Annotated in this window: 19 protein-coding genes; 13 read left to right on the forward strand and 6 right to left on the reverse strand. The window is 70.5% G+C overall.

Annotation, left to right across the window (positions count from 1 at the left end; genetic code table 11):
- Positions 1-4: 4 nt before the first annotated feature.
- On the forward strand, positions 5-436 hold the full coding sequence (locus JYK17_RS03485; RefSeq protein ID WP_108012314.1) for a hypothetical protein: 432 nt from the start codon (positions 5-7) through the stop codon (positions 434-436).
- Between the two features lie 56 nt (positions 437-492).
- The gene (locus tag JYK17_RS03490) at positions 493-1,071 is read left to right on the forward strand and encodes a chloramphenicol phosphotransferase CPT family protein (protein WP_108012315.1); all 579 of its coding nucleotides are present in this window, start codon (positions 493-495) and stop codon (positions 1,069-1,071) included.
- Here JYK17_RS03490 and JYK17_RS03495 read toward each other — a convergent pair.
- Both JYK17_RS03495 and JYK17_RS03500 read right to left on the reverse strand, forming a co-directional pair.
- Positions 1,056-1,502 carry a type II toxin-antitoxin system PemK/MazF family toxin gene (locus JYK17_RS03495; protein ID WP_108012316.1) on the reverse strand — a complete coding sequence of 149 codons (447 nt, stop codon included), beginning with the start codon at positions 1,500-1,502 and terminating at the stop codon, positions 1,056-1,058. The genes JYK17_RS03490 and JYK17_RS03495 overlap by 16 nt on opposite strands.
- Before the next feature lie 41 nt (positions 1,503-1,543).
- Positions 1,544-2,968 (reverse strand): amidase, encoded by a 1,425-nt coding sequence (locus JYK17_RS03500; protein WP_108012317.1) that lies wholly within the window; start codon positions 2,966-2,968, stop codon positions 1,544-1,546.
- A 211-nt stretch (positions 2,969-3,179) separates the two neighbouring features.
- Here JYK17_RS03500 and JYK17_RS03505 point away from each other — a divergent pair, with 211 nt between their 5' ends.
- Positions 3,180-4,367 carry a lipid II:glycine glycyltransferase FemX gene (locus tag JYK17_RS03505; RefSeq protein ID WP_234548280.1) on the forward strand — a complete coding sequence of 396 codons (1,188 nt, stop codon included), beginning with the start codon at positions 3,180-3,182 and terminating at the stop codon, positions 4,365-4,367.
- A gap of 14 nt (positions 4,368-4,381) precedes the next feature.
- On the opposite strand, the gene JYK17_RS03510 is transcribed toward JYK17_RS03505, so the two are convergent.
- Positions 4,382-5,740, reverse strand: a complete 1,359-nt coding sequence (locus JYK17_RS03510; RefSeq protein ID WP_108012318.1) for a UDP-N-acetylmuramoyl-tripeptide--D-alanyl-D-alanine ligase — start codon at positions 5,738-5,740, stop codon at positions 4,382-4,384.
- 142 nt (positions 5,741-5,882) lie between these two features.
- Between JYK17_RS03510 and vanH the strand changes: the two genes are divergently transcribed.
- The 4 genes from vanH (at position 5,883) to JYK17_RS03530 (ending at position 9,418) form a co-directional block, all read left to right on the forward strand.
- Positions 5,883-6,902, forward strand: coding sequence for a D-lactate dehydrogenase VanH (vanH, locus tag JYK17_RS03515; RefSeq protein WP_108012319.1), 1,020 nt, complete (start codon positions 5,883-5,885; stop codon positions 6,900-6,902).
- Entirely contained in the window at positions 6,890-7,930 is a 1,041-nt protein-coding gene (gene vanA-Sc / locus JYK17_RS03520) for a D-alanine--(R)-lactate ligase VanA-Sc (protein ID WP_222809737.1), read from the forward strand. The genes vanH and vanA-Sc overlap by 13 nt, the downstream gene beginning before the upstream one ends.
- Complete coding sequence (gene vanX, locus JYK17_RS03525; protein ID WP_108012321.1) at positions 7,927-8,535, forward strand: D-Ala-D-Ala dipeptidase VanX; 609 nt, start codon at positions 7,927-7,929, stop codon at positions 8,533-8,535. The genes vanA-Sc and vanX overlap by 4 nt, the downstream gene beginning before the upstream one ends.
- Positions 8,536-8,656: 121 nt before the next feature.
- Positions 8,657-9,418 (forward strand): class I SAM-dependent methyltransferase, encoded by a 762-nt coding sequence (locus JYK17_RS03530; RefSeq protein ID WP_108012322.1) that lies wholly within the window; start codon positions 8,657-8,659, stop codon positions 9,416-9,418.
- Positions 9,419-9,466: 48 nt separating this feature from the next.
- Here the strand turns inward: JYK17_RS03530 and JYK17_RS03535 are convergent, their stop codons facing one another.
- The 3 genes from JYK17_RS03535 to JYK17_RS03545 form a co-directional block, all read right to left on the reverse strand.
- Positions 9,467-10,489 (reverse strand): TolB-like translocation protein, encoded by a 1,023-nt coding sequence (locus tag JYK17_RS03535; RefSeq protein ID WP_108012323.1) that lies wholly within the window; start codon positions 10,487-10,489, stop codon positions 9,467-9,469.
- Positions 10,490-10,592: 103 nt separating this feature from the next.
- A complete protein-coding gene (locus JYK17_RS03540; protein ID WP_108012324.1) occupies positions 10,593-11,969 on the reverse strand; it encodes an MFS transporter in 1,377 nt (458 codons plus the stop codon).
- Between the two features lie 25 nt (positions 11,970-11,994).
- Positions 11,995-12,891: a glycosyltransferase family 2 protein gene (locus JYK17_RS03545; protein ID WP_108012325.1), complete on the reverse strand. Its 897-nt coding sequence runs from the start codon at positions 12,889-12,891 to the stop codon at positions 11,995-11,997.
- Positions 12,892-13,273: 382 nt separating this feature from the next.
- Here JYK17_RS03545 and JYK17_RS03550 point away from each other — a divergent pair, with 382 nt between their 5' ends.
- The 6 genes from JYK17_RS03550 to JYK17_RS03575 are packed head-to-tail and all read left to right on the forward strand — an operon-like array spanning position 13,274 to position 19,709.
- A complete protein-coding gene (locus JYK17_RS03550; RefSeq protein ID WP_108012326.1) occupies positions 13,274-14,617 on the forward strand; it encodes a sugar transferase in 1,344 nt (447 codons plus the stop codon).
- Positions 14,618-14,649: 32 nt separating this feature from the next.
- The gene (locus tag JYK17_RS03555) at positions 14,650-15,705 is read left to right on the forward strand and encodes a Gfo/Idh/MocA family protein (protein ID WP_234548281.1); all 1,056 of its coding nucleotides are present in this window, start codon (positions 14,650-14,652) and stop codon (positions 15,703-15,705) included.
- A 56-nt stretch (positions 15,706-15,761) separates the two neighbouring features.
- Positions 15,762-16,748, forward strand: a complete 987-nt coding sequence (locus JYK17_RS03560) for an SDR family NAD(P)-dependent oxidoreductase (RefSeq protein ID WP_234548282.1) — start codon at positions 15,762-15,764, stop codon at positions 16,746-16,748.
- Entirely contained in the window at positions 16,745-17,884 is a 1,140-nt protein-coding gene (locus tag JYK17_RS03565; RefSeq protein WP_108012329.1) for a DegT/DnrJ/EryC1/StrS family aminotransferase, read from the forward strand. The genes JYK17_RS03560 and JYK17_RS03565 overlap by 4 nt, the downstream gene beginning before the upstream one ends.
- Positions 17,881-18,594, forward strand: coding sequence for an acetyltransferase (locus JYK17_RS03570; protein ID WP_108012330.1), 714 nt, complete (start codon positions 17,881-17,883; stop codon positions 18,592-18,594). The genes JYK17_RS03565 and JYK17_RS03570 overlap by 4 nt, the downstream gene beginning before the upstream one ends.
- Positions 18,591-19,709, forward strand: a complete 1,119-nt coding sequence (locus tag JYK17_RS03575) for a DegT/DnrJ/EryC1/StrS family aminotransferase (protein ID WP_108012331.1) — start codon at positions 18,591-18,593, stop codon at positions 19,707-19,709. The genes JYK17_RS03570 and JYK17_RS03575 overlap by 4 nt, the downstream gene beginning before the upstream one ends.
- The last annotated feature ends 44 nt before the right edge of the window (positions 19,710-19,753 follow it).

Below are 19,753 nucleotides of genomic sequence, written 5' to 3' on the forward strand. Positions count from 1 at the left end.
CTTGATGTACCCCACGTGGGCCGCGGCAGCGGTCGCGATGACCTTCGTCTGGCTCGGCATGGTGCTGGCGATCTCCTTCCTGGAGGCGCCGCTCAAGTTCCGCGCCCCCGGCATCACCATCCCCCTCGGCCTGGGCATCGGCCGACTGGTCTTCCGGGCGCTGAACCTCGTCGAGGCCGTACTCGCCGTCGCCGTCGTCATCGCCGTGTTCGCAGGTGACGCGTCGACCGCGGTCGTGGCACCGGTCGTGGCCGCGGTGCTCCTGCTCCTCGCCCAACTCCTCATCGTACGCCCGCGCCTGAACCGCAGGTCCGACCGCATCCTGGCCGGCGAGGACCTGCCCCGCTCGCACGAGCACTTCTACTACGTCGGCCTGGAGTCGGCGAAGGTGGCGGCGCTGATCGCGCTGGGGGTGGGACTGCTGAGCATCGGCTGACGGCACAATGATCGCATCCGGCGAGGTGGAGCGGTGGCGGCAACGAAGGAGCCCGAGTGCCAGGACTGATCATCTTCCTGAACGGGACGTCGAGTTCGGGCAAGTCCAGCATCGCGAAGGAACTGCTGCAGATCCTGGACGAGCCGTACTTCCATATGCCCGTCGACGCCTTCCACGCGATGCGCACACGCCGCGAGCTCGACCCGGAGGAGCTGCCCGGTGTTCTTCGGCGCACCTGGATGGGCTACCACCGGGCGGTCGCCGGGATGGCAGCGGCCGGTAACAACGTCGTCGTCGACCACATCCTGAGCGAGGACTGGCGACTGCCGGACTGCCTGGAACTCTTCGACGCCAGGAACGTGGTTCTCGTCGGGGTGAGGTGCTCGCCGGCGGAACTGCAGCGCCGTGAGCAGGCCCGGGGCGACCGCCCGGCGGGCCTGGCGGCCATGCAGTTCGAGCGCGTTCACGCGCACGGCTGCTACGACCTGGAGTGCGACACCACCGCGACCGGAGCGCGGGACTGCGCCCGGCAGATCAGCGCCTTTCTGCCGCGGCGGCCGACCCCGACGGCGTTCGAGCGGCTGCGCGCGAAGCCGAGTTCCGGCCCCGTGCCCTCCGCTCAGGTCCAGCCGTAGCGTTCTGCCAGCCTTCGGCGTACCAGGTCGAAGCGTCCGCGGTCCAGGGCGCAGGCCTCGCGGCGCATGCCGTTCTCGTGGAGACGCAGGACGCGGTCGATGTCGACCCAGGAGTCGCGGCCGGTGCGGTCCCAGGGGCCGCTGCCGATGGCCACCCATTCCCGGTCGCCGTCGTGCCGCTTGCTGGAGAGCTGGACGGCGAGCAGGGTGCCGCCGGGCTCGCGGGCGACGACGAGGACCGGGCGGTCCTTGCCACGGCCGTCGTTCTCCTCGAAGGGCACCCAGGTCCACACGATCTCCCCGGGGTCGGGATCGCCGTCGTGTGCGGGGGAGTACTCGGTGCGCACCTTGCCGACCTGGCGCGGGTCGGCCTCGGTGGTGGCGGAGGGGCCGAAGCGGCCCGGGACGTTCTCATCGGTAGTCGCGGTCACGGGGGCACCTTAAACCGTGCGCGTGTGTGTACGGCGACTGCCTACGCCGCCGGGGAGTCCGTCACCGCCCGCTGCGGTGGCCACGCCCCGTGCCAGCGCAGTTCCGCCTCCAACTGCGCGGCCAGGGAGATCAGCAGCGGTTCGCTGCCGGCCGGTCCGAGGAGTTGGGCGCCGACGGGAAGGCCCCCGGTCACGAAGCCGGCCGGGACGTTGACGCCGGGCCAGCCCAGTACGTTCCACGGCCAGGCATAGGGGCAGGCGGCGATCATCGCGCGGTCGGTGGCGAAGCCGCTCAGCGGCAGCAGGGCGCCGATGCGCGGCGGGGGAGCGGCCGTGGTCGGCGCGAGGATCACGTCGTAGGACTCGAAGACGGAGCCGATACGGCGGTGCAGCACCGCCTCCGCCCGCCGGGCCGCCTTGAGCGGGGCCCCGCCGAGCAGCCGCCCCAACCGGGCGGCGTCGCGGGTGCGTCGGTCCAGGAGCGCGGGGAAGGGCGCCTCGGCCACACGCTCCGCGATGCCGAAGGTGGCGCGGGGGACGAAGGTGAGGCCGATCTGCCCGTAGGGCGGGTTCGCCTCCTCCACGACGTGTCCCAACTCACTGAGTTTCTGCGCGAGTTCGAGCACTCGCGCGCGCACCTCCGGCTGGAGGCGTGCGCGCACGGCGGTGAACGGGGGTTTGAGGGCGAGCGCGATGCGCAGTCGACCGGGCTCACGGCGGGCCGCCTCGGACGCGTCGATGGGCGCCGGCCGGTGCGGATCATTGGCGTGGTTGCCGCTCGCCGCGTCCAGCAGCAGGGCGGCGTCCGCGACCGTACGGGCCAGGGTGCCGTTGACGGTGATGCCCTGGAAGGACTCGCCGCGCGGCCAGGTGGAGATGCGGCCGCGCTGCGGCTTGATGCCGATGAGGTGGGTCCAGGAGGCGGGGATGCGCACGGACCCGGCGCCGTCCGAACCGAGGGCCGCGGGCACCAGCCCGGCCGCGACGGCAGCCGCCGACCCGCCGGACGAACCACCCGGCGTGTGCTCCGGGTTCCACGGATTGCGGGTCGCACCGAACGCGGGCCCCTCGGTGAACGGCCACTGCCCGAACTCACAGGTGTTGGTCTTGCCGACGATCACCGCACCGGCCGCCCGCAACCGCCGTACGGCCTCGCCGTCCCGGGCGACCGGCGGGAACTGTCCGTCGCAGCCGAACGCGGTCGGCTCGCCCGCCACGTCCATGTCGTCCTTGACGGCGACCGGCACGCCGAGCAGCGGTTTGCGTACACCGGCGGCCAGTTCCGCGTCGGCGGCCTCGGCCTCGGCGAGCGCGGCCTCGGCCCGCACGACCCGGAAGGCGTTGACGGAGGGCTGCGACGCCTCGATGCGGGCGAGGGCCTGCTCGACGAGCGCCCGTGAGCTCACCTCCCCGTCGGCCAGCGCCCGCGCGGACTCCGCCAGGCCTGCGGCACGGTCGAGCGTCATGCGGGCACCTCCGGTAGCGCTGCGCGTTGTCTACCGAACAGTAACGTCCGCGCGGCGGTGAGGGGAACGGCCGTACCGACGAGGGGAGTTCGCCGCAGGGGCCACCCTGCGCCTGAGCAGCACGGCGAGCCGACCACCGGTCCGGAACCTATCGACGCCGTATCGAAAACCGCATACACGACGGCAACACCGTGCTGCCTTGACTTGGGGCATGTCCTACAGCGAACCAGCCCGACCAGCGGTCCGAAACGCGCACCATCGCGGGTCCGGGACCGGGGGCGCGAGGCTGACCGTCGGGCCGATCAGCGCCGCCGAGCATCTGGCGTTCGTCAGGGCACAGCGGTCGGTCAGCTTTCTGCAGACCCCTGCCTGGGGCCAGGTGAAGACCGAGTGGCGCAGCGAGTCCCTCGGCTGGCACGACGGGCGGCGACTGGTCGGTGCCGGACTCGTCCTGCACCGCCCGATACCGCGGCTCGACCGCTTCACGCTGGCCTATCTGCCCGAGGGCCCGGTCATCGACTGGACCGGTGACATCGACGCATGGCTCGACCCGCTGGCGGCCCACCTCAAGACACACGGCGCGTTCGCGATCCGACTCGGCCCGCCGGTGCGCACGCACACCTGGAGCGCCGCTCAGGTCAAGGAGGGCATCGTCGCCCCGGACACCAAACGGCTCACCGACGTGTCCTGCCAGTGGGCCGACCCGGTCGGCGCCAGGGTGATCGGCCAGTTGGAGGACGCCGGCTGGCTGCCGCAGAGCCCCGAGGACGGATTCGGCGTGGGGCACCCGCAGTTCAAGTACGAGATCCCGCTCGCGGGCCGGACCGAGGACGATCTCCTCAAGGGCATGAACCAACTCTGGCGCCGCAACATCAAGCGATCCGCCAAGGAGGGGGTCGAGGTCACGGTCGGCGAGGACCTGAAAGCATTCCACGACCTCTACGTCCACACCGCCGAACGCGACCGCTTCACGCCCCGCCCGCTGCGCTACTTCGAGACGATGTTCGCGGCGCTGCGCGCCGAGGACCCCGAACGGATCAGGCTCTATCAGGCGCACCACCAGGGCGACTTGGTCGCCGCCACCCTCCTGGTCCGCGTCGGCGCCCACGCGTGGTACTCCTACGGCGCCTCCTCCACCGAGAAGCGCGAGGTACGCGGCTCCAACGCCTGCCAGTGGGCGATGATCCGCGACTCGCTGGCCGCCGGCTGCGACACCTACGACCTGCGCGGCATCACCCCCACCCTGTACGCGGACGACCCGCACGTCGGCCTGATCCAGTTCAAGGTCGGCACCGGCGGGCAGGCGGTGCGCTACGTCGGCGAGTGGGACCTGCCGCTGCGACCGATGGTCTACCGGGCCTTCGACCTCTATATGAAGCGGCGTGCGCGCAACGCCTGAGCCCTCTGGGTGAACTACCCGAGTGCGGCCGCGACTTCATCGAGGTGCGCCCCGCGGGAGGCCTTGACCAGCACCACGTCTCCGGTAGCGATGCGGTCGCCCAGCCAGTCCACGGCCGCGTTGTTGTCGGCCAGTGTCACCGCCCGCTCGCCCGCGCCGTCGGCGATCGGCCGGGCGGCCTCGCCGACCGTGGCCACCACGTCGGCCCGGGAGGCGGCGTACTCCCCGACCGCGCGGTGCTCGGCTTCACTCGCGTCGCCCAGTTCGAGCATCGGGCCGAGGACGGCGATGCGGCGCCTGCCCTCGATCGCCGCCAAGGCGTCCAGGGCGGCCCGGGTCGAGTCGGGGTTGGCGTTGTAGGAGTCGTCGACCAGCATTGCCCCGCACGGGAGTTCGCGCAGCTCCATGCGCCAACTCGACAGCGAGGCGGTGGCCAGCGCCGCGGCCGTCGCGTCGAGGGGTACGCCGGCCGCCAGTCCCACCGCTGCCGCGGCCGAGGCGTTGAGCGCCTGGTGGGCACCCACGTGCGGCAGTGTGACGGGGACCGAGGTGTCCGCGGTCAGCAGCGTGAAGGACGGGCGGCCCAGCCGGTCCAGCGTCAGGCCGGCGACCCGTACGTCGGCATGTTCCGCCCGGCCGAAGGTCAGCACCGGGCCGTCCGTGAGCGAGCGCATCGCGACCACCCGCGGATCGTCGGCGTTGAGGACGGCGGTGCCGCCGGGCGCCAGCCCGCGCACCAGCTCGCCCTTGGCCCTGGCGATGGCCGCACGCGATCCGAAGGTGCCGAGGTGGGCCTGACCCACGTTGAGGACGACGGCGATGTCCGGCGCGACCAGGCCGGTGAGCAGGGCGATGTCCCCGACATGACGGGCCCCCATCTCCAGGACCAGGAACCGGGTGGCCGCTTCGGCGCGCAACATCGTGAGCGGTACGCCGAGTTCGTTGTTGAGCGAGCCGGTCGTGGCGACCGTCGGCGCGGCGCTCGACAGTACGGCCGCCACCTGGTCCTTGGTGCCGGTCTTGCCCTGGGAGCCGGTCAGCCCGATCACGGACAGCCGGTCGCGCAGCCGGGCCACGACATGGGCGGCGAGTGCCTGCAGCGCGGCCTGGGCGTCCTCGACGACGACGGTGGGCAGCGGCGTGGGACGCGAACCGAGCACGGCCGACGCACCTGCCCGGCCTGCCTGTTGGGCGAAGTCGTGGCCGTCGGCATGCTCGCCGGCGAAGGCGACGAAGAGGCCGCCCGGCTCGGCCCGCCGACCGTCGAGCACCGCAGGCGCGGTCACCTTCACACTGCCGTCGCCCACGACCGCCCCGCCGACCGCGGCGGCGATCTCACCGAGGCTGAGAAAGTCTGGTTCGCTGTAGGTCATGCCCTCAGTCAAAAGGGCGTGATGTTGCGCGCACGTATGCGGAATTCGATAGGCCGACCATACATTACCGAGCGGTAGTGTATCGGTGGAATATCGAAAAGCGCATACGCCTCGGCAACATGGTGTCGCATTGACTGGGGGCATGCCCTTCAGTGAACCAGCCCGTATCGCGGCCCATCGCAATCGATCACCGGCCACGGGAATCACCATTTACGGATGCGAGCGGGACGAGGCGGCTCTGTTCCGGAAGATCGCACCCGGCTTCGGCGTCGTACCGACCATCACAGAAGCTGCCCTGACCGCATACAATGCCGAACTGGCCCTGGGAAACCGGTGCGTCAGCGTGGGTCACAAAACCCGGGTCGCTCATTCGGCGCTTCGTGCGCTCGGCCGGGTCGGCGTGAAGTACCTCTCCACGCGGAGCATCGGCTGCAACCACATCGACGTGGCATACGCGGAAAGCATCGGCATCTCCGTCGGGAATGTCTCCTATTCGCCCGACAGCGTGGCCGACTACACGCTGATGCTCATGCTGATGGCGGTGCGGAACGCGAAGGAGACCGTCCGCCGGGCCGACCTGCACGACTACAGGCTGCACGATGTGCGCGGGAAAGAGCTGCGCGATCTGACCGTCGGGGTGATCGGCACCGGGCGCATCGGCACGGCGGTGATGGACAGACTGCGGGGTTTCGGCTGCCGAACACTGGCCCACGACAATCGCCCCGAAGCTTCCGCCGACCACGTATCTCTCGACGAACTGCTGCGGCTGAGCGACATCGTCACGCTCCACGCACCGCTCAACGCGGACACGCACCACCTCATCGACCGCCGGCGAATAGATCGGATGAAAGAGGGGGCATTCCTCATCAACACCGGACGCGGCCCACTGATCGACACCGAGGCCCTTGTCCGGGCACTGGAGAACGGCCGATTGAGCGGCGCGGCGCTGGACGTGCTCGAAGGAGAGGAAGGCATCTTCTACGCCGACTGCAGAAGCAGATCCATCGAAAGCAAACTGCTGTTGCGGCTGCAGGAGTTGCCGAATGTACTCATCAGCCCGCACACCGCCTACTACACCGACCACGCCCTGCGCGACACGGTCGAGAACTCCATCTTCAACTGCCTGAAATTCGAGAGCGGGAGTCAAGCATGTCCAGGCTGAACGTCGGCATCGTATTCGGGGGCTGCTCCGAGGAGCACCCCGTCTCCGTCAAGTCCGCGCGGGAAGTGGCGCGAAACCTCGATACCGCGAAGTACGAACCGTTCTACATCGGCATCACGAAGAACGGCGACTGGAAGCTCTGCGACGGCCCTGACCCGGACTGGGAGAACGGCGGCAGCCGTCCGGTCGTACTGTCACCGGACCGCGGCGTCCACGGACTCCTCGTACTGGAGCAGGGGCGATACCGAACGATCCGCCTGGACGTCGTGCTGCCGGTGCTGCACGGCAGACTCGGTGAGGACGGCGCGATGCAGGGCCTGCTGGAACTCTCCGGCATCCCCTATGTCGGCTGCGACGTGCCGAGTTCCGCGCTGTGCATGGACAAGTCCCTTGCCTACGTGGTCGCCGGGAGCGCGGGAATCGCCACTCCGAAGTTCTGGACCGTCGCGGCGGGCGAGAACATCGATACCGAAAGCCTCACCTACCCCGTCTTCGTGAAGCCGGCCCGTTCGGGATCGTCCTTCGGCGTCAGCAAGGTCTCCCGAAAGGAAGAGCTGCACAGTGCGGTGGAAACCGCTCGGCACTACGACGCGAAGGTGCTGATCGAAGAGGCCGTCGTCGGCAGCGAGATCGGATGCGCCATCCTGGGCAACGACCTGGATCTGGTCGCGGGCGAGGTGGATCGCATCGCGCTCTCGCACGGCTTCTTCAGAATCCACCAGGAGGACGAGCCCGAAAGCGGCTCGGAGAACTCGACGGCGATCGTGCCGGCCGACATCCCCGAGGCGTCGCGGGCACGCGTGCAGGAGACGGCGAAGGCCGTGTACCGCGCCTTGGGGTGCAAGGGGCTCGCGCGGGTGGACCTGTTCCTCACCGAGGACGGGCAAGTGGTCCTCAACGAGGTCAACACCCTGCCCGGCATGACCTCGTACAGCCGCTATCCGAGGATGATGGCGGCGGCCGACCTGCCGCTCGCCGAAGTGCTCGACCGTCTGGTGTCGTTGGCATTGACCGGGAAACTGCGATGAAAGAAGACTTCGTCTTCGTGGACGAGTTGGTGCCCGGAATGCGGTGGGATGCCAAGTACGCCACCTGGGACAACTTCACCGGCAAGCCGGTCGACGGCTATCTGGCGAATCGGATCGTCGGCACGCGGGCCCTGTGCGAAGCCCTGGCGAAAGCGCAGGAGAAGGCCGAATCCCTCGGCTTCGGGCTGGTGCTCTGGGACGGTTACCGCCCGCAACGCGCCGTGAACTGCTTTCTGCGCTGGGCGCAGCAGCCGGAGGACGGCCGGACGAAGGCACGGCACTATCCGAACATCGGCAGGGCCGAGATGTTCGACCGGGGGTACGTGGCCACGAAGTCGGGCCACAGCCGCGGCAGCACCGTAGACCTGACGCTGTATCACCTGGACACCGGTGAACTCGCCCCCATGGGCGGTGGCCATGACCTGATGGATACCGTCTCGCATCACGGGGCAAAAGGAATCACCCAGGTCGAGGCGGCGAACCGCCGACACCTGTGTTCCCTCATGGACGCCTGCGGATTCAGCCCGTACGCCAGCGAGTGGTGGCACTACACGCTGAAGGCCGAACCCTATCCCGACACCTATTTCGACTTCCCGGTCGCATGACCACTGAACGCACGCTCCAGGCTCCCCTTGTCCGGTGGTGCCGCGGCGGATAGCGTCCCGATGTATCAACTCGATATATCGGGTCGGCACTTGGGGTCGGCCGTCCGACGCGGGAGCGGCGATGAGATCGATCGACTACGACGCGGAGCAGCACCAGGACTACGCGCGGGGCCGCGCGCTCAGTCGGCAACAACTGCGGGTATGGATCAGCGCCTTCGAGGCGGCACTGCCCGAACGGCGCCCGCTGGTAGGGCTGGACGTCGGTTCGGGCACGGGCCGGTTCACCCCCGCACTGGCGCGGGCGTTCGGCGGCCCGGTCACCGGCGTCGAGCCGTCGGACCGTATGCGCGAGGTCGCGCACGCGCAGTCCCGCCACCCCGAAGTGTGCTACCTCCCCGGCGCCGCCGAGGAGTTGCCCGTGCCGTCCGACAGTGCCGACTACGCGCTCATGGGCTGGTCCTGGCACCACGTCCAGGACCGGCCCCGGGCGGCGCGGGAGCTGGCCAGGGCGATCAGGAGCGGAGGACGTCTGCTTCTGCGCACCAACTTCAGCGACCACCATCCCCGGCCCTGGTGGCTGGAGTACTTCCCCCGCGGCTGCGAGGCGGACGCCTCGCTGTTCCAGCCGCTGCACGAGGTCATCGCCACGTTCACCTCGGCCGGCTGGCGCGTCGCCGGCTTCGGCACGGTCACCGAACCGTCCTCGGGCACCCGCGCCGAGATGCTCGAACGGCTGCGCCTGCGCACCCTCTCCTTCTTCGCCCAACTCGATCCCGACGAACTGGAGACCGGCTTCCGCCGATTGGAGGAGGCGGTCGCCGCAGACCCCGACGCCCCGGCCCCGGTGTTCGCCGAACCGTTGCTCACGCTCGAACTTCCGTGACACTGTGCGCTGTTGGCGGTTCCTGCGGCCCCAGCGGCAGTACGTGCCCTACAGCGGCGCCGGCGAAGAGGCCCCCGGGATCAGCAGCCGGGGCGTGCCCGTGCCGTCCGCCGGCACGCTCCACAGGTCGCTGGTGCCGACCTTGCCCTGGGTCGGCAGGGCGTATGCCACGGTGTGGCTGTCGAGCCAGGTGGCCTGGTCGTCGACGCTGTGGCGTTCGGCCAGGGCCGTCTCCTTGAGGGTCTTCAGATCGAGGACGTACTCGTGCCACAGGTCCGTGCGGGACAGGATCCGTTTTTTGAAGGCGACGCGGGTCTCGTCCGGGGACAGCGACGGGCACTCCACGTTCTCGACCAGCGTCGTGACCTTGCGCTGCGAGAGCGAACCGCGCACCAGGTACGTCTTGTTGGCGGTGTTGAGGGTGGCGTAGAAGGTGTCGTCGTCGTGGGCGAAGGTGACGCCCCAGAAGTTCACGTCCGCGGCCTTGTAGGGCTTGCCGTCCTTGACGATGGAGAAGGTCTCCAGGCTGGGGATCAGCTTCATGGTGCGGGTGTCCAGGATCGAGGTCCTGGTGGAGAAGAAGGCCGAGGAGTAGGACTCGCCGGAGACGAACACGGTCCAGGCGACCAGTCGGCCACTGGGGGAGACCCGGGCCCGGCTGGGGGTGCCCGCGAGGGCGAACGTGTGCCGGGTGCGCAGGTTCGCATCCAGCAGGAGCGCGCGGTTGCTCTGCTTGAGGACGCCCGTGGTCGACTGGAGGCAGACGCCCGTGCCGCCCGCCGCGTAGAAGCGCACGCACTTCAGGTCCGAGGCGACGCGCTTGGCCTTCGGGTCGTCGGAGGGGACCGCGGCGACCGCGGTGCGGTGCGGGCCCGCGGCCCCGTTGACGAAGGCCAGACGCTTGTCCTGATTGAGCGTCAACTTGCCCGCGCCGACGGCGGGTCCGCCGGCCTGGGGGTGGTTCGCACGGTCCGCGCGGGCGGCGGCGTGCAGCACGACGCCGGTTCCCACGCCCGCGAGCACGAGGACCGCCGCGACGAGTACGAGCAGGCGGCGTCGCATGGATGTCATCTGGATCCCTGTGGTCTTGTCGCTTGGTCTTGTCGCTGAGGCGGTCATCGGCCGGCTGAGGTGGTCATCGGGTCCCTGCGGTGTTCAACGGTCGTTGTGGTCGTCATCGGGTGCCGTCGGCCGGTCGTAGCGCCACACCCGCTACGGCCGCGCAGCACAGCAGTCCGATCGCGGAGCCCGCCAGCGCCGGGCCGTCGCCCCATACGGTCCAGGCGGCGCCGAAGGCCAGCGAGCAGCAGAACCGGGCCAGCGCCTGGCTGGTACCGACGATGGCCAGACCGCTGGCCCGCAGATGGCCGGGTACGACGGCGGCGAGCGCGGCCGGGAGCACGCCGTCGGTGGCCGCGTAGAACACGCCGTGCAGAGCAAGTACCAGACACGGCAGAGCCGGTGTGTCCGGAGCCCACAGCAGGAGGGCGTAGGCGGTGAGCAGCACCGCATGTCCGGCGAGGAACACGGTACGGCGCCCGATCCGGTCGGCCAGTGCGCCGACGGGCACGGCCAGCAGCAGGAAGACGACGGCGGTGCCCAGCGGCAGCAGCGGGAACCACTCCTCGCCGATGCCCGCCCGCCGTTGCAGCAGCAGGTAGACGAAGGCGTCGCTGACGGTGGTCAGGCCGAGCAGCGCGGCGCACCCGGCGAGCGCCCGCAGCCGCGGTATGCGTAGGAGCGCCAGTGCTTCGCGGACGCGAACGGGTTGTTTGGTGCCGGGGTCGGCCGCCTCGCCGCTCGCCGCTGCTCCGTCGCGCGCCAAGTCCTCGTCGGGCGCGGCGGTCGCTGCCGCCGCATCGCCCGGCGCGGCCCGCTCACCCGACTGCCCGCCTCCCCGCCGAGCCGACGCCCCCCGCTCCCTCCCCGGCACGAACAGCACCAGCACCAGTACGCCGAGCACGGCGACGCACGCGCTCACGCCGAAGACCGCGTCGTAGCCGTCAACTGCCGTACGTAGGATGAGGAACGCGGCGAGCGGGCCGAGCATCGCGCCGGTGGTGTCCATCGCGCGGTGCACGCCGAAGGCCCGGCCCTGTTTTCCGGCGGGTGTGGACAGGGAGATCATCGCGTCGCGCGGGGCGGTGCGCAGACCCTTGCCGGTGCGGTCCAGGGCGAGGACGGTGCCGAGCGCTCCGACGCTGCTCGCGAGCAGGAGCAGCGGCTTGCACAGCGCGGACAGGCTGTAGCCGAGCCCGGCCAGCAGTTTGTGATTGCGAATGCGGTCGGCGAGGTGGCCGCCGGTCAGCTGGACGAGCGCGCTGACGCCGTTGTAGACGCCGTCGAGGGTGCCGAAGCCCAGCGGGCTGAAGCCGAGCGTGGTGACGAGGTAGAGCGGCAGGACGGCGGTGACCATCTCCGAGGAGATGTCGGTGATCAGGCTGACCGTGCCCAGTACGAGGACGACCGGGGCGACCTTGCGGCCCGGTCCGCGTCTTCGGCCCTGATCGGTGCCCGCTTGGGCGGGCGCGGAACGGTCGGTGAGATACAAGCTGTGAACTCCAGGTGTGGTGCGGTCAGTTCTGCCGGCTGCTCTCGTCCCGCAGCCAGGTGCCGAAGTCCTGTGTCCGGATGGCCTTCCTGGCTTTGCGCCGGGCGGTGACCGCCGCCGCGAGGAAGACCACGAGGCTCGGCAGAAGCCTCGGCTCCCTGCGGAGCATGGCCTTGAGATCCGCCGAACTCGTACGCGCCGACGCCTCCTTGGGGCCCTGACTCCGCTCGCCCCGACTCCGCTCGCCCTGATTCTGTTCGCCCTGATTCTGTTCGACCTGGGCCGTGGACACGGCTGCCCGGATGCGTCTTCTGATCAGATCCGGCCAAGTTCGCGGTGGTTGGATCACCACGGAGGCCGAGTCCACCACGCGCCGCTCCTCGGGCGTGAACGCCAGCGAAGCCGCCAGGTCATCGGCCATCAGCGGTGGCAGCGCGGCGATCCGGGCGTGCCCGGCCTTGGAGACCGCGACGACCCCCCGGCCGAACAGCCCCTCGCGCACGGCGGGCAGCCGCTGCCACACCCGGTAGTAGGCCCGAACCCGCCAAGTGCAGGCGGCGAGCGGGATGTTGCGCGCGGGGGCGGTGGCCAGGATGCCCGAGGTCCCGTCCTCCAGGGGCTCGGCCAGTGCCCTCACCCCGGCACCCGTGATGACCACGTCGGCGTCCACGTAGACGCGGGGAAAGCCGCGCGCGTGGTCGTCACCCGCCCGCAGAGCAGCGTGCTTTGACGGGACGGGGATCTCCACCACCCGGACCCGCGGACCGCGCGCGGCGGCGACCTGTGCGGTCTCGTCCGTGCAGCCGTTGCACACGACCAGGATGTCCGTGTCGTCCTCGGGGACGGAATCGGCCAACAGTGAATCGAGGAGTCTGCCGATGACTGCCGCCTCATTGTGGGCAGGGATCACGATGCTGGTCACGCGGGCAGTATGCCGCTGGTGTCTCTATTGCGACATGTGTTTCGTCCAACTGTTCCCGAGACTGAGGTACGTGGTCTAGATTGAGCTCCGCCGGACCGGTTTGGGTGGGGAACAAGGCTTGATTGCATGTCACGGTGCGGCTTTGTGAACGGATTTGATCAACCAGTAACCGGCGCGCTGGGGGCGTGAGGGCGGTTGGGGAACCGCTGCAGCTTCCGTCGCTTTCCAGTGCCGCCTTCGCGAGGGCACTTCGGTCAGGGGTAGTCGCGCATGTGGTGGGGGGCGCATGACCATTGAGGTCACGCATGAGCGAGTGGTTGTGGAGCGCAGACGTCCACAGACTCGTCGAAGACGTTGGGAACAGAAGTACCGGATTGTTCTGATGGTCGCGGACGGCCTCGCAGCCGCTGCCGCGGCCTTCTTGGTCCACGCGGCCTACGGCCGCTGGGCGGTGGCCCTGGTGCTGCCGCCGATCTGGATCGTGGCGATGTTCGCCCACCGCGCCTACGACCGCGGCGCCCTCGGCCTGGGAACCGAGGAGTACCGCCGGGTGCTGCGCGGTGCCGTGGCCCTGCCGGCCCTGTCGGCTCTCGCGTACGGGCTGGGAACCCGCGACTCGGGCCTCCTTCATGACATGATCATGGCGGCTGTGCCGGTCGCCGTGCTGGCGGTGATGCTGCGCGGCACGCTCCGCCGCAGACTGCACCGGCGCTGGGCGCGCGACCGGGACCGCAGCGCGACGCTCCTGTTCGGTCCGTCGCAGGGCATCGTGGAACTGGCCGCCGTACTGCGGCGCGGCGGCGCCGAGGAACTCCAGGTCGTCGGCGTGTGCTTGAGCGATCCCGAAAACGCCGCGGACATACGTAAGTTGGGGCTTCCCTTTCTCGGTGGCCTCGGCGACATCAACGACGTCGTGCGGGCCCTGGGCATCAACACCCTTGTGGTGCTGCCGGTTCCGGGTGCCGACGTCTCCGTACTGCGCCGGATGTCGTGGGCCGCGGCCGCGCAGGGCGTCGACTTCCTGCTGGCACCTGTCCTGAACGACGTGTCCGCCTCGCGGCTGGCGATACGGCCCACCAACGGGGTGCCGCTGGTACGGATCAAGGCACCCGACCTCTCCCGGTTCTCACGGCTGCCGAAGGAAGTGCTGGACCGTTCCCTCGCCGGAGCGCTGCTGCTGTTCCTCGCGCTGCCCATGCTGCTGATCGCCCTGATCGTCCGGCTGGACAGCTCAGGACCGGCGCTGTTCCGGCAGCAGCGGGTGGGCCGCTACGGCGACCACTTCACCATGCTGAAGTTCCGCACCATGCGGCCGGACTCCGAGGCCCTCAGGGCGCAGCTGCAGCACCTCAACGAGAACAGTGACGGCCTGCTGTTCAAGGTGAAGCAGGACCCGCGCATCACCCGGGTCGGCTCCTTCCTGCGCCGCAGCTCGCTGGACGAACTGCCGCAGCTCATCAATGTCGTCAAGGGCCATATGTCGCTCGTCGGCCCCCGCCCGTCGCTGCCCGAGGAGGTCGAGGAGTACGCGCCGGACGTCAAGCGCCGACTGCTGGTCAAGCCCGGTCTGACCGGACTGTGGCAGGTCAGCGGCCGCTCCGACCTGCCCTGGGACGAGGCGGTCCGGCTCGATCTCGGATACGTGGACAACTGGTCGACGGGTCTTGACCTGTCGATCCTGGCGCGCACCGGGTCCGCGGTGGTGCGCGGAACGGGGGCCTACTGATGGACCTGACCGACCGGGAGAAGAGGAAGCAAGTGACGCAGACCAGCAAGCCGTTGGGGGTCGCGGTCGTCGGGGCCGGCTACTGGGGCCCCAACCTCGTACGCAACTTCCAGGCCGGCGAGGGATTCCGGCTGCGCTGGCTGTGCGACCTCGACGTGGAGCGGGCCCAGCGGGTCCTCGGCTCCTACTCGACCGTGCAGGCGACCTCGGACTACGCGGCCGTACTCGCCGACCCCGAGGTGACGGCCGTCGCCGTGGCCACGCCCGCGGGCACCCACCTCGACATCGCCCTGGCCGCCCTGCGCGCCGGGAAACACGTCCTCGTGGAGAAGCCGCTCGCGGCCACCTACGCCGACGGACTGCGCCTGGTGACCGAGGCCGAGGAGCGCGGCCTCATCCTGATGTGCGACCACACCTACTGCTACACACCCGCCGTCGGCCACATCCGCGAGCTGGTCCGCTCCGGCGAACTCGGCGAGATCCACTTCGTCGACTCGGTCCGGATCAACCTCGGGCTCGTCCAGAAGGACATCGACGTGATGTGGGACCTGGCCCCGCACGACCTGTCGATCCTGGACTTCATCCTCCCGGCCGGTGTCGAGCCGGTCGCCGTCGCCGCCCACGGGGCCGACCCGATCGGTGCGGGCCAGGCCTGCGTCGCCTATCTGACGCTCCAGCTCAACACCGGGGCGATCGCCCACGTGCACGTCAACTGGCTGTCGCCGACCAAGGTGCGCACCACCATGGTGGGCGGCTCCAAGCGCACCCTCGTCTGGGACGACCTCAACCCCGCCCAGCGCGTGGCGGTCTTCGACCGGGGCGTGGACCTGGCCTCGCCGCAGGAGATCGGCGCGGACGAGCGCCGCGACATGCTCATCTCCTACCGCTCCGGGGACATGGTCGCGCCCGCGATCGGCGAGAAGGAAGCGCTGCGCAGCATGGTCGAGGAGTTCGGCGCCGCGATCACCGGGCGCAGGGCGCCGCTGACGGACGGCCGGGCGGGCCTGAGGGTGCTGGACATCCTCGAAGCGGCCTCCCGCAGCCTGGAGTTCAAGGGCGCGGTCGTCGGCCTGCGCGCCGGACACTGAGCGCGTCCGGTCCGGATTCGGTGCAGCCAATGCAATTCACTGGGAGGGCACAGCAGTTGAGCAGCGTACGAGGCAAGAAGATCCTGGTCACCGGGGGAGCGGGCACCATCGGCTCCAACCTCGTCGACCTCCTGGCCGAGGGCGGCGCCCGCGAGATCGTCGTACTCGACAACCTCGTGCGCGGCCGGCTGGCCAACCTCGCCCAGGCCCTGCCGAGCGGTGTCGTGCAGGTCGTCGAGGGCGACGTCCGCGACGCCGACACCGTACGGAAGGTCACCGAGGGCGCGGAGCTGGTGTTCCACCTCGCCGCGATCCGCATCACCCAGTGCGCGGAGGAGCCCCGGCTCGCCAACGAGGTACTCGTCGACGGCACCTTCAACGTCCTGGAGGCGGCGGCCGAGGCCGGCGTCGCCAAGGTGATCGCCTCGTCCTCGGCGTCGGTGTACGGCATGGCCGAGGACTTCCCGACGACCGAGCGCCACCACCCCTACAACAACGACACCTTCTACGGCGCGGCCAAGGCCTTCAACGAGGGCATGCTGCGCAGCTTCCACAGCATGTACGGCCTGGACTACGTGGCGCTGCGCTACTTCAACGTCTACGGCCCCCGCATGGACATCCACGGCCTGTACACCGAGGTCCTCATCCGCTGGATGGAGCGCATCGAGGCGGGCGAGCCGCCGCTGATCCTCGGCGACGGCACCCAGACCATGGACTTCGTCGACGTACGCGACATCGCCCGCGCCAACGTCCTGGCCGCCGAGTCGGATCTGACCGACGAGGTGTTCAACATCGCGAGCGGTACGGAGACTTCGCTGAAGGAGCTCGCCGAAGGTTTGTTGGAGGCGATGGGGGCGTCCGGTCTGGAGCCGGTGCACGGGCCGGCCCGCGCGGTCAACGGCGTGACCCGCCGGCTCGCGGACACCTCGCAGGCGGCCGAACGGCTCGGCTTCACCGCGCGGATCGACCTGCGCACGGGGCTGCGCGACCTGGTCGAGTGGTGGCGCGCGGAGCGCTCCGCCGCCCAGGAGGCCGCCCAGTGAGCACCGACCGCATCCCGGTGATGATCCCCTGGCTCGGTGAGGAGGAGGCCGCGGCCGCCTCCGCCGCGGTGCTGTCCGGGTGGGTCGCCCAGGGGCCGCGCGTGGCCGCCTTCGAGAGGGCCTTCGCCGAACGGGTGGGCGCCGAGCACGCCGTCGCCGTCAGCTCCTGCACCACCGCCCTGCATCTGTCCCTCGTCGCGCTCGGCCTGGGCGCGGGCGACGAGGTCGTGGTGCCCTCGCTGTCGTTCATCGCCACCGCCAACGCCGTACGGTACGTCGGTGCCGAGCCGGTGTTCGCCGACGTCGACCCCGACACCGGCAACCTGACCCCGGCCACGGTGGACGTGGTCCGCACCCCGCGCACCAAGGCCGTCCTCGCCGTCCACCAGGGCGGTGTACCGGCCGACGTGCACGCCCTGCGAGCCGCCTGCGCCGACTGGGACCTGCCCCTGGTCGAGGACGCGGCCTGCGCCATCGGCTCGACCGTCGGCGGCAAGCCGGTCGGCCACGGCGCGCTGCTCGCCGCCTGGTCCTTCCACCCGCGCAAGCTCGTCACCACGGGCGAGGGCGGCATGGTCACCACCGACGACGCCGAGTGGGCGGCACGGCTGCGCAGGCTGCGCGAGCACGGCATGAACGCCTCGGCGGCCGAACGCCACGCCAGCGACAGGCCCGTCCTGGAGAGCTATCTGGAAGTCGGCTTCAACTACCGGATGACGGACGTCCAGGCCGCGATCGGCCTGGTCCAGCTCGGCAAGCTGGACACGATGATCGCCCGCCGCCGTGAACTGGCCGCGCGCTACGCGCAGTTGCTGCACGACGTGCCCGGTCTGACCCCGGTGAGCGATCCCCCGCACGGGCAGAGCAACTTCCAGTCCTACTGGGTGCTGCTCGCCGAGGACTTCCCCGTCGGCCGGGACGACCTGCTCGCCGCGCTCGCCGCAGCCGGCGTCTCCGCCCGGCGCGGGATCATGGCCGCGCACCTCGAACCCGCCTACGCGGACCACCCGCGCGCACCGCTGCCGGTCACCGAGCGCCTCACCCGCGACTCGCTGATCCTGCCGCTGTTCCACACCCTGACCGAGGCCCAGCAGGACCGCGTCGTGGCCGTACTGCGTGAACAGGCCGGTGGATGAACGAACTTGTCATCGTGGGAGCGGGCGGCTTCGCCCGGGAGACCGCGCAGGCCGTGGCCGACGCGGGCGAGTTCACGCTGCTCGGACACCTCGACGACGACGCCGCCCTGCACGGCACCGAGGTGGACGGCGTACCCGTCCTCGGCGGCTGCGACCTGGTCCGCGAACTGCCCAATGCCCGCGTGGTGGTCTGCGTCGGCAACCCTCGGGACTACGCGGCCCGCGCCCGACTGGTGCACCGGCTCGCCCTGCCCGTGGAGCGCTACGCCACCGTGGTCCATCCCACCGCGGCGGTGTCGGTCACCTCCCGGATCGGCCCCGGCTCGGTCCTGCTCGCGCACTGCGTGCTGACCGCCGCCGTACGGGTGGGCGCGCATGTCGCCGTGATGCCCCATGTCGTCCTCACCCATGACGACGTGGTGGAGGACTTCGCCACGCTCACCTCGGGCGTCCGCCTGGGCGGCAGCGCACGGCTGGCGCGGGGAGCCTACGTGGGCTCCGGTGCCCTCGTCAGGGAGGGCACGACGATCGGCGCCTGGTCGCTGATCGGAATGGGCAGTGCCGTGCTCGGCGACGTACCGCCGGGCGAGGTCTGGGTGGGGAGCCCGGCCCGGCGGCTGCGCGCGGCGGACGCGCCCGCGCTCGACCAACTCGCGGCGCAGACAGATGACTTCGCGTCGCCGCACGTACTGGGGGGACCAGTCACATGAACCAGATTCCGCTTGTGGACCTCAAGGCGGCCCACGAGGAGGTCGCCGACGAGGTACGGGCCGGATTCGAACGGGTCCTGGCCAACACCGCCTTCGTCGGCGGCGAGGAAGTCCGCCGATTCGAGCGCGAGTACGCGGACTTCGGCGGCATCGCGCACTGCGTGGGCGTCGCCAACGGCACCGACGCCGTCGAACTCGCCCTGCGTGCAAGCGGGATCGGCCCCGGCGACGAGGTCGTGCTGCCCGCCAACACCTTCATTGCCACCGCGGGCGCGGTGGCCAGGATCGGCGCCCGCCCGGTCCTCGCGGACTGCCTGCCCGACAGCCAACTGCTCGATCTGCAGGCCGCGCTCGACGCGGTCGGCCCGGCCACCCGCGCGGTCGTCCCCGTCCACCTCTACGGCCAGATGGCCGACGTCGCGGCACTGACCGGCCAACTGCCCGACCGCGTAAGGGTCGTCGAGGACGCCGCCCAGAGCCAGGGCGCGAGCCGCGACGGCCGCACCCCGGGCAGCGGCCACATCGCGGCCACCAGCTTCTACCCGGGCAAGAACCTCGGCGCCTACGGCGACGCGGGCGCGGTCCTCACCGACGACGAGGAACGCGCCGGCCTGGTGCGGGCCATCGCCAACCACGGCGGCACCGCCAAGTACCGCCACGACGTACCCGGGTTCAACAGCCGTCTGGACGGACTGCAGGCCGTCGTCCTGCGGGCCAAGCTGGCCCGCCTCGCCGACGGCAACACCGCCCGCCGGGCGGCCGCGGCCCGCTACGACGCGCTGCTCGCCGGCCTGGCCGAGGCCGGCCGTGTCGTCCTTCCGGTGACGGAGCCGGGCAACGTCCACGTCTGGCACCTGTACGTGATCCAGGTCGCCGGAGCCGACCGCGACGACGTCGTCGGCAAGCTCAACGCCGAGGGCATCGGCGCCGGAGTGCACTACCCGGCCCCGGTCCACCTCACCCCGGCGTACCGCCAACTCGGCCACAGCCGCGGCGACTTCCCGCACGCCGAAGCCGCGGCGGACCGGATCCTGTCCCTGCCGCTGTACCCGCAGATCAGCCCCGACCAGCAGCAACGGGTCGTCGACACGCTCACCGACGCACTCGACGGCTGACCGGTCCCACATGTACGACGCTCCACGCCCGGCCCGCCGACCGG

Source organism: Streptomyces plumbidurans, assembly GCF_019857225.1.
GTDB classification, from domain to species: Bacteria; Actinomycetota; Actinomycetes; order Streptomycetales; family Streptomycetaceae; genus Streptomyces; species Streptomyces plumbidurans.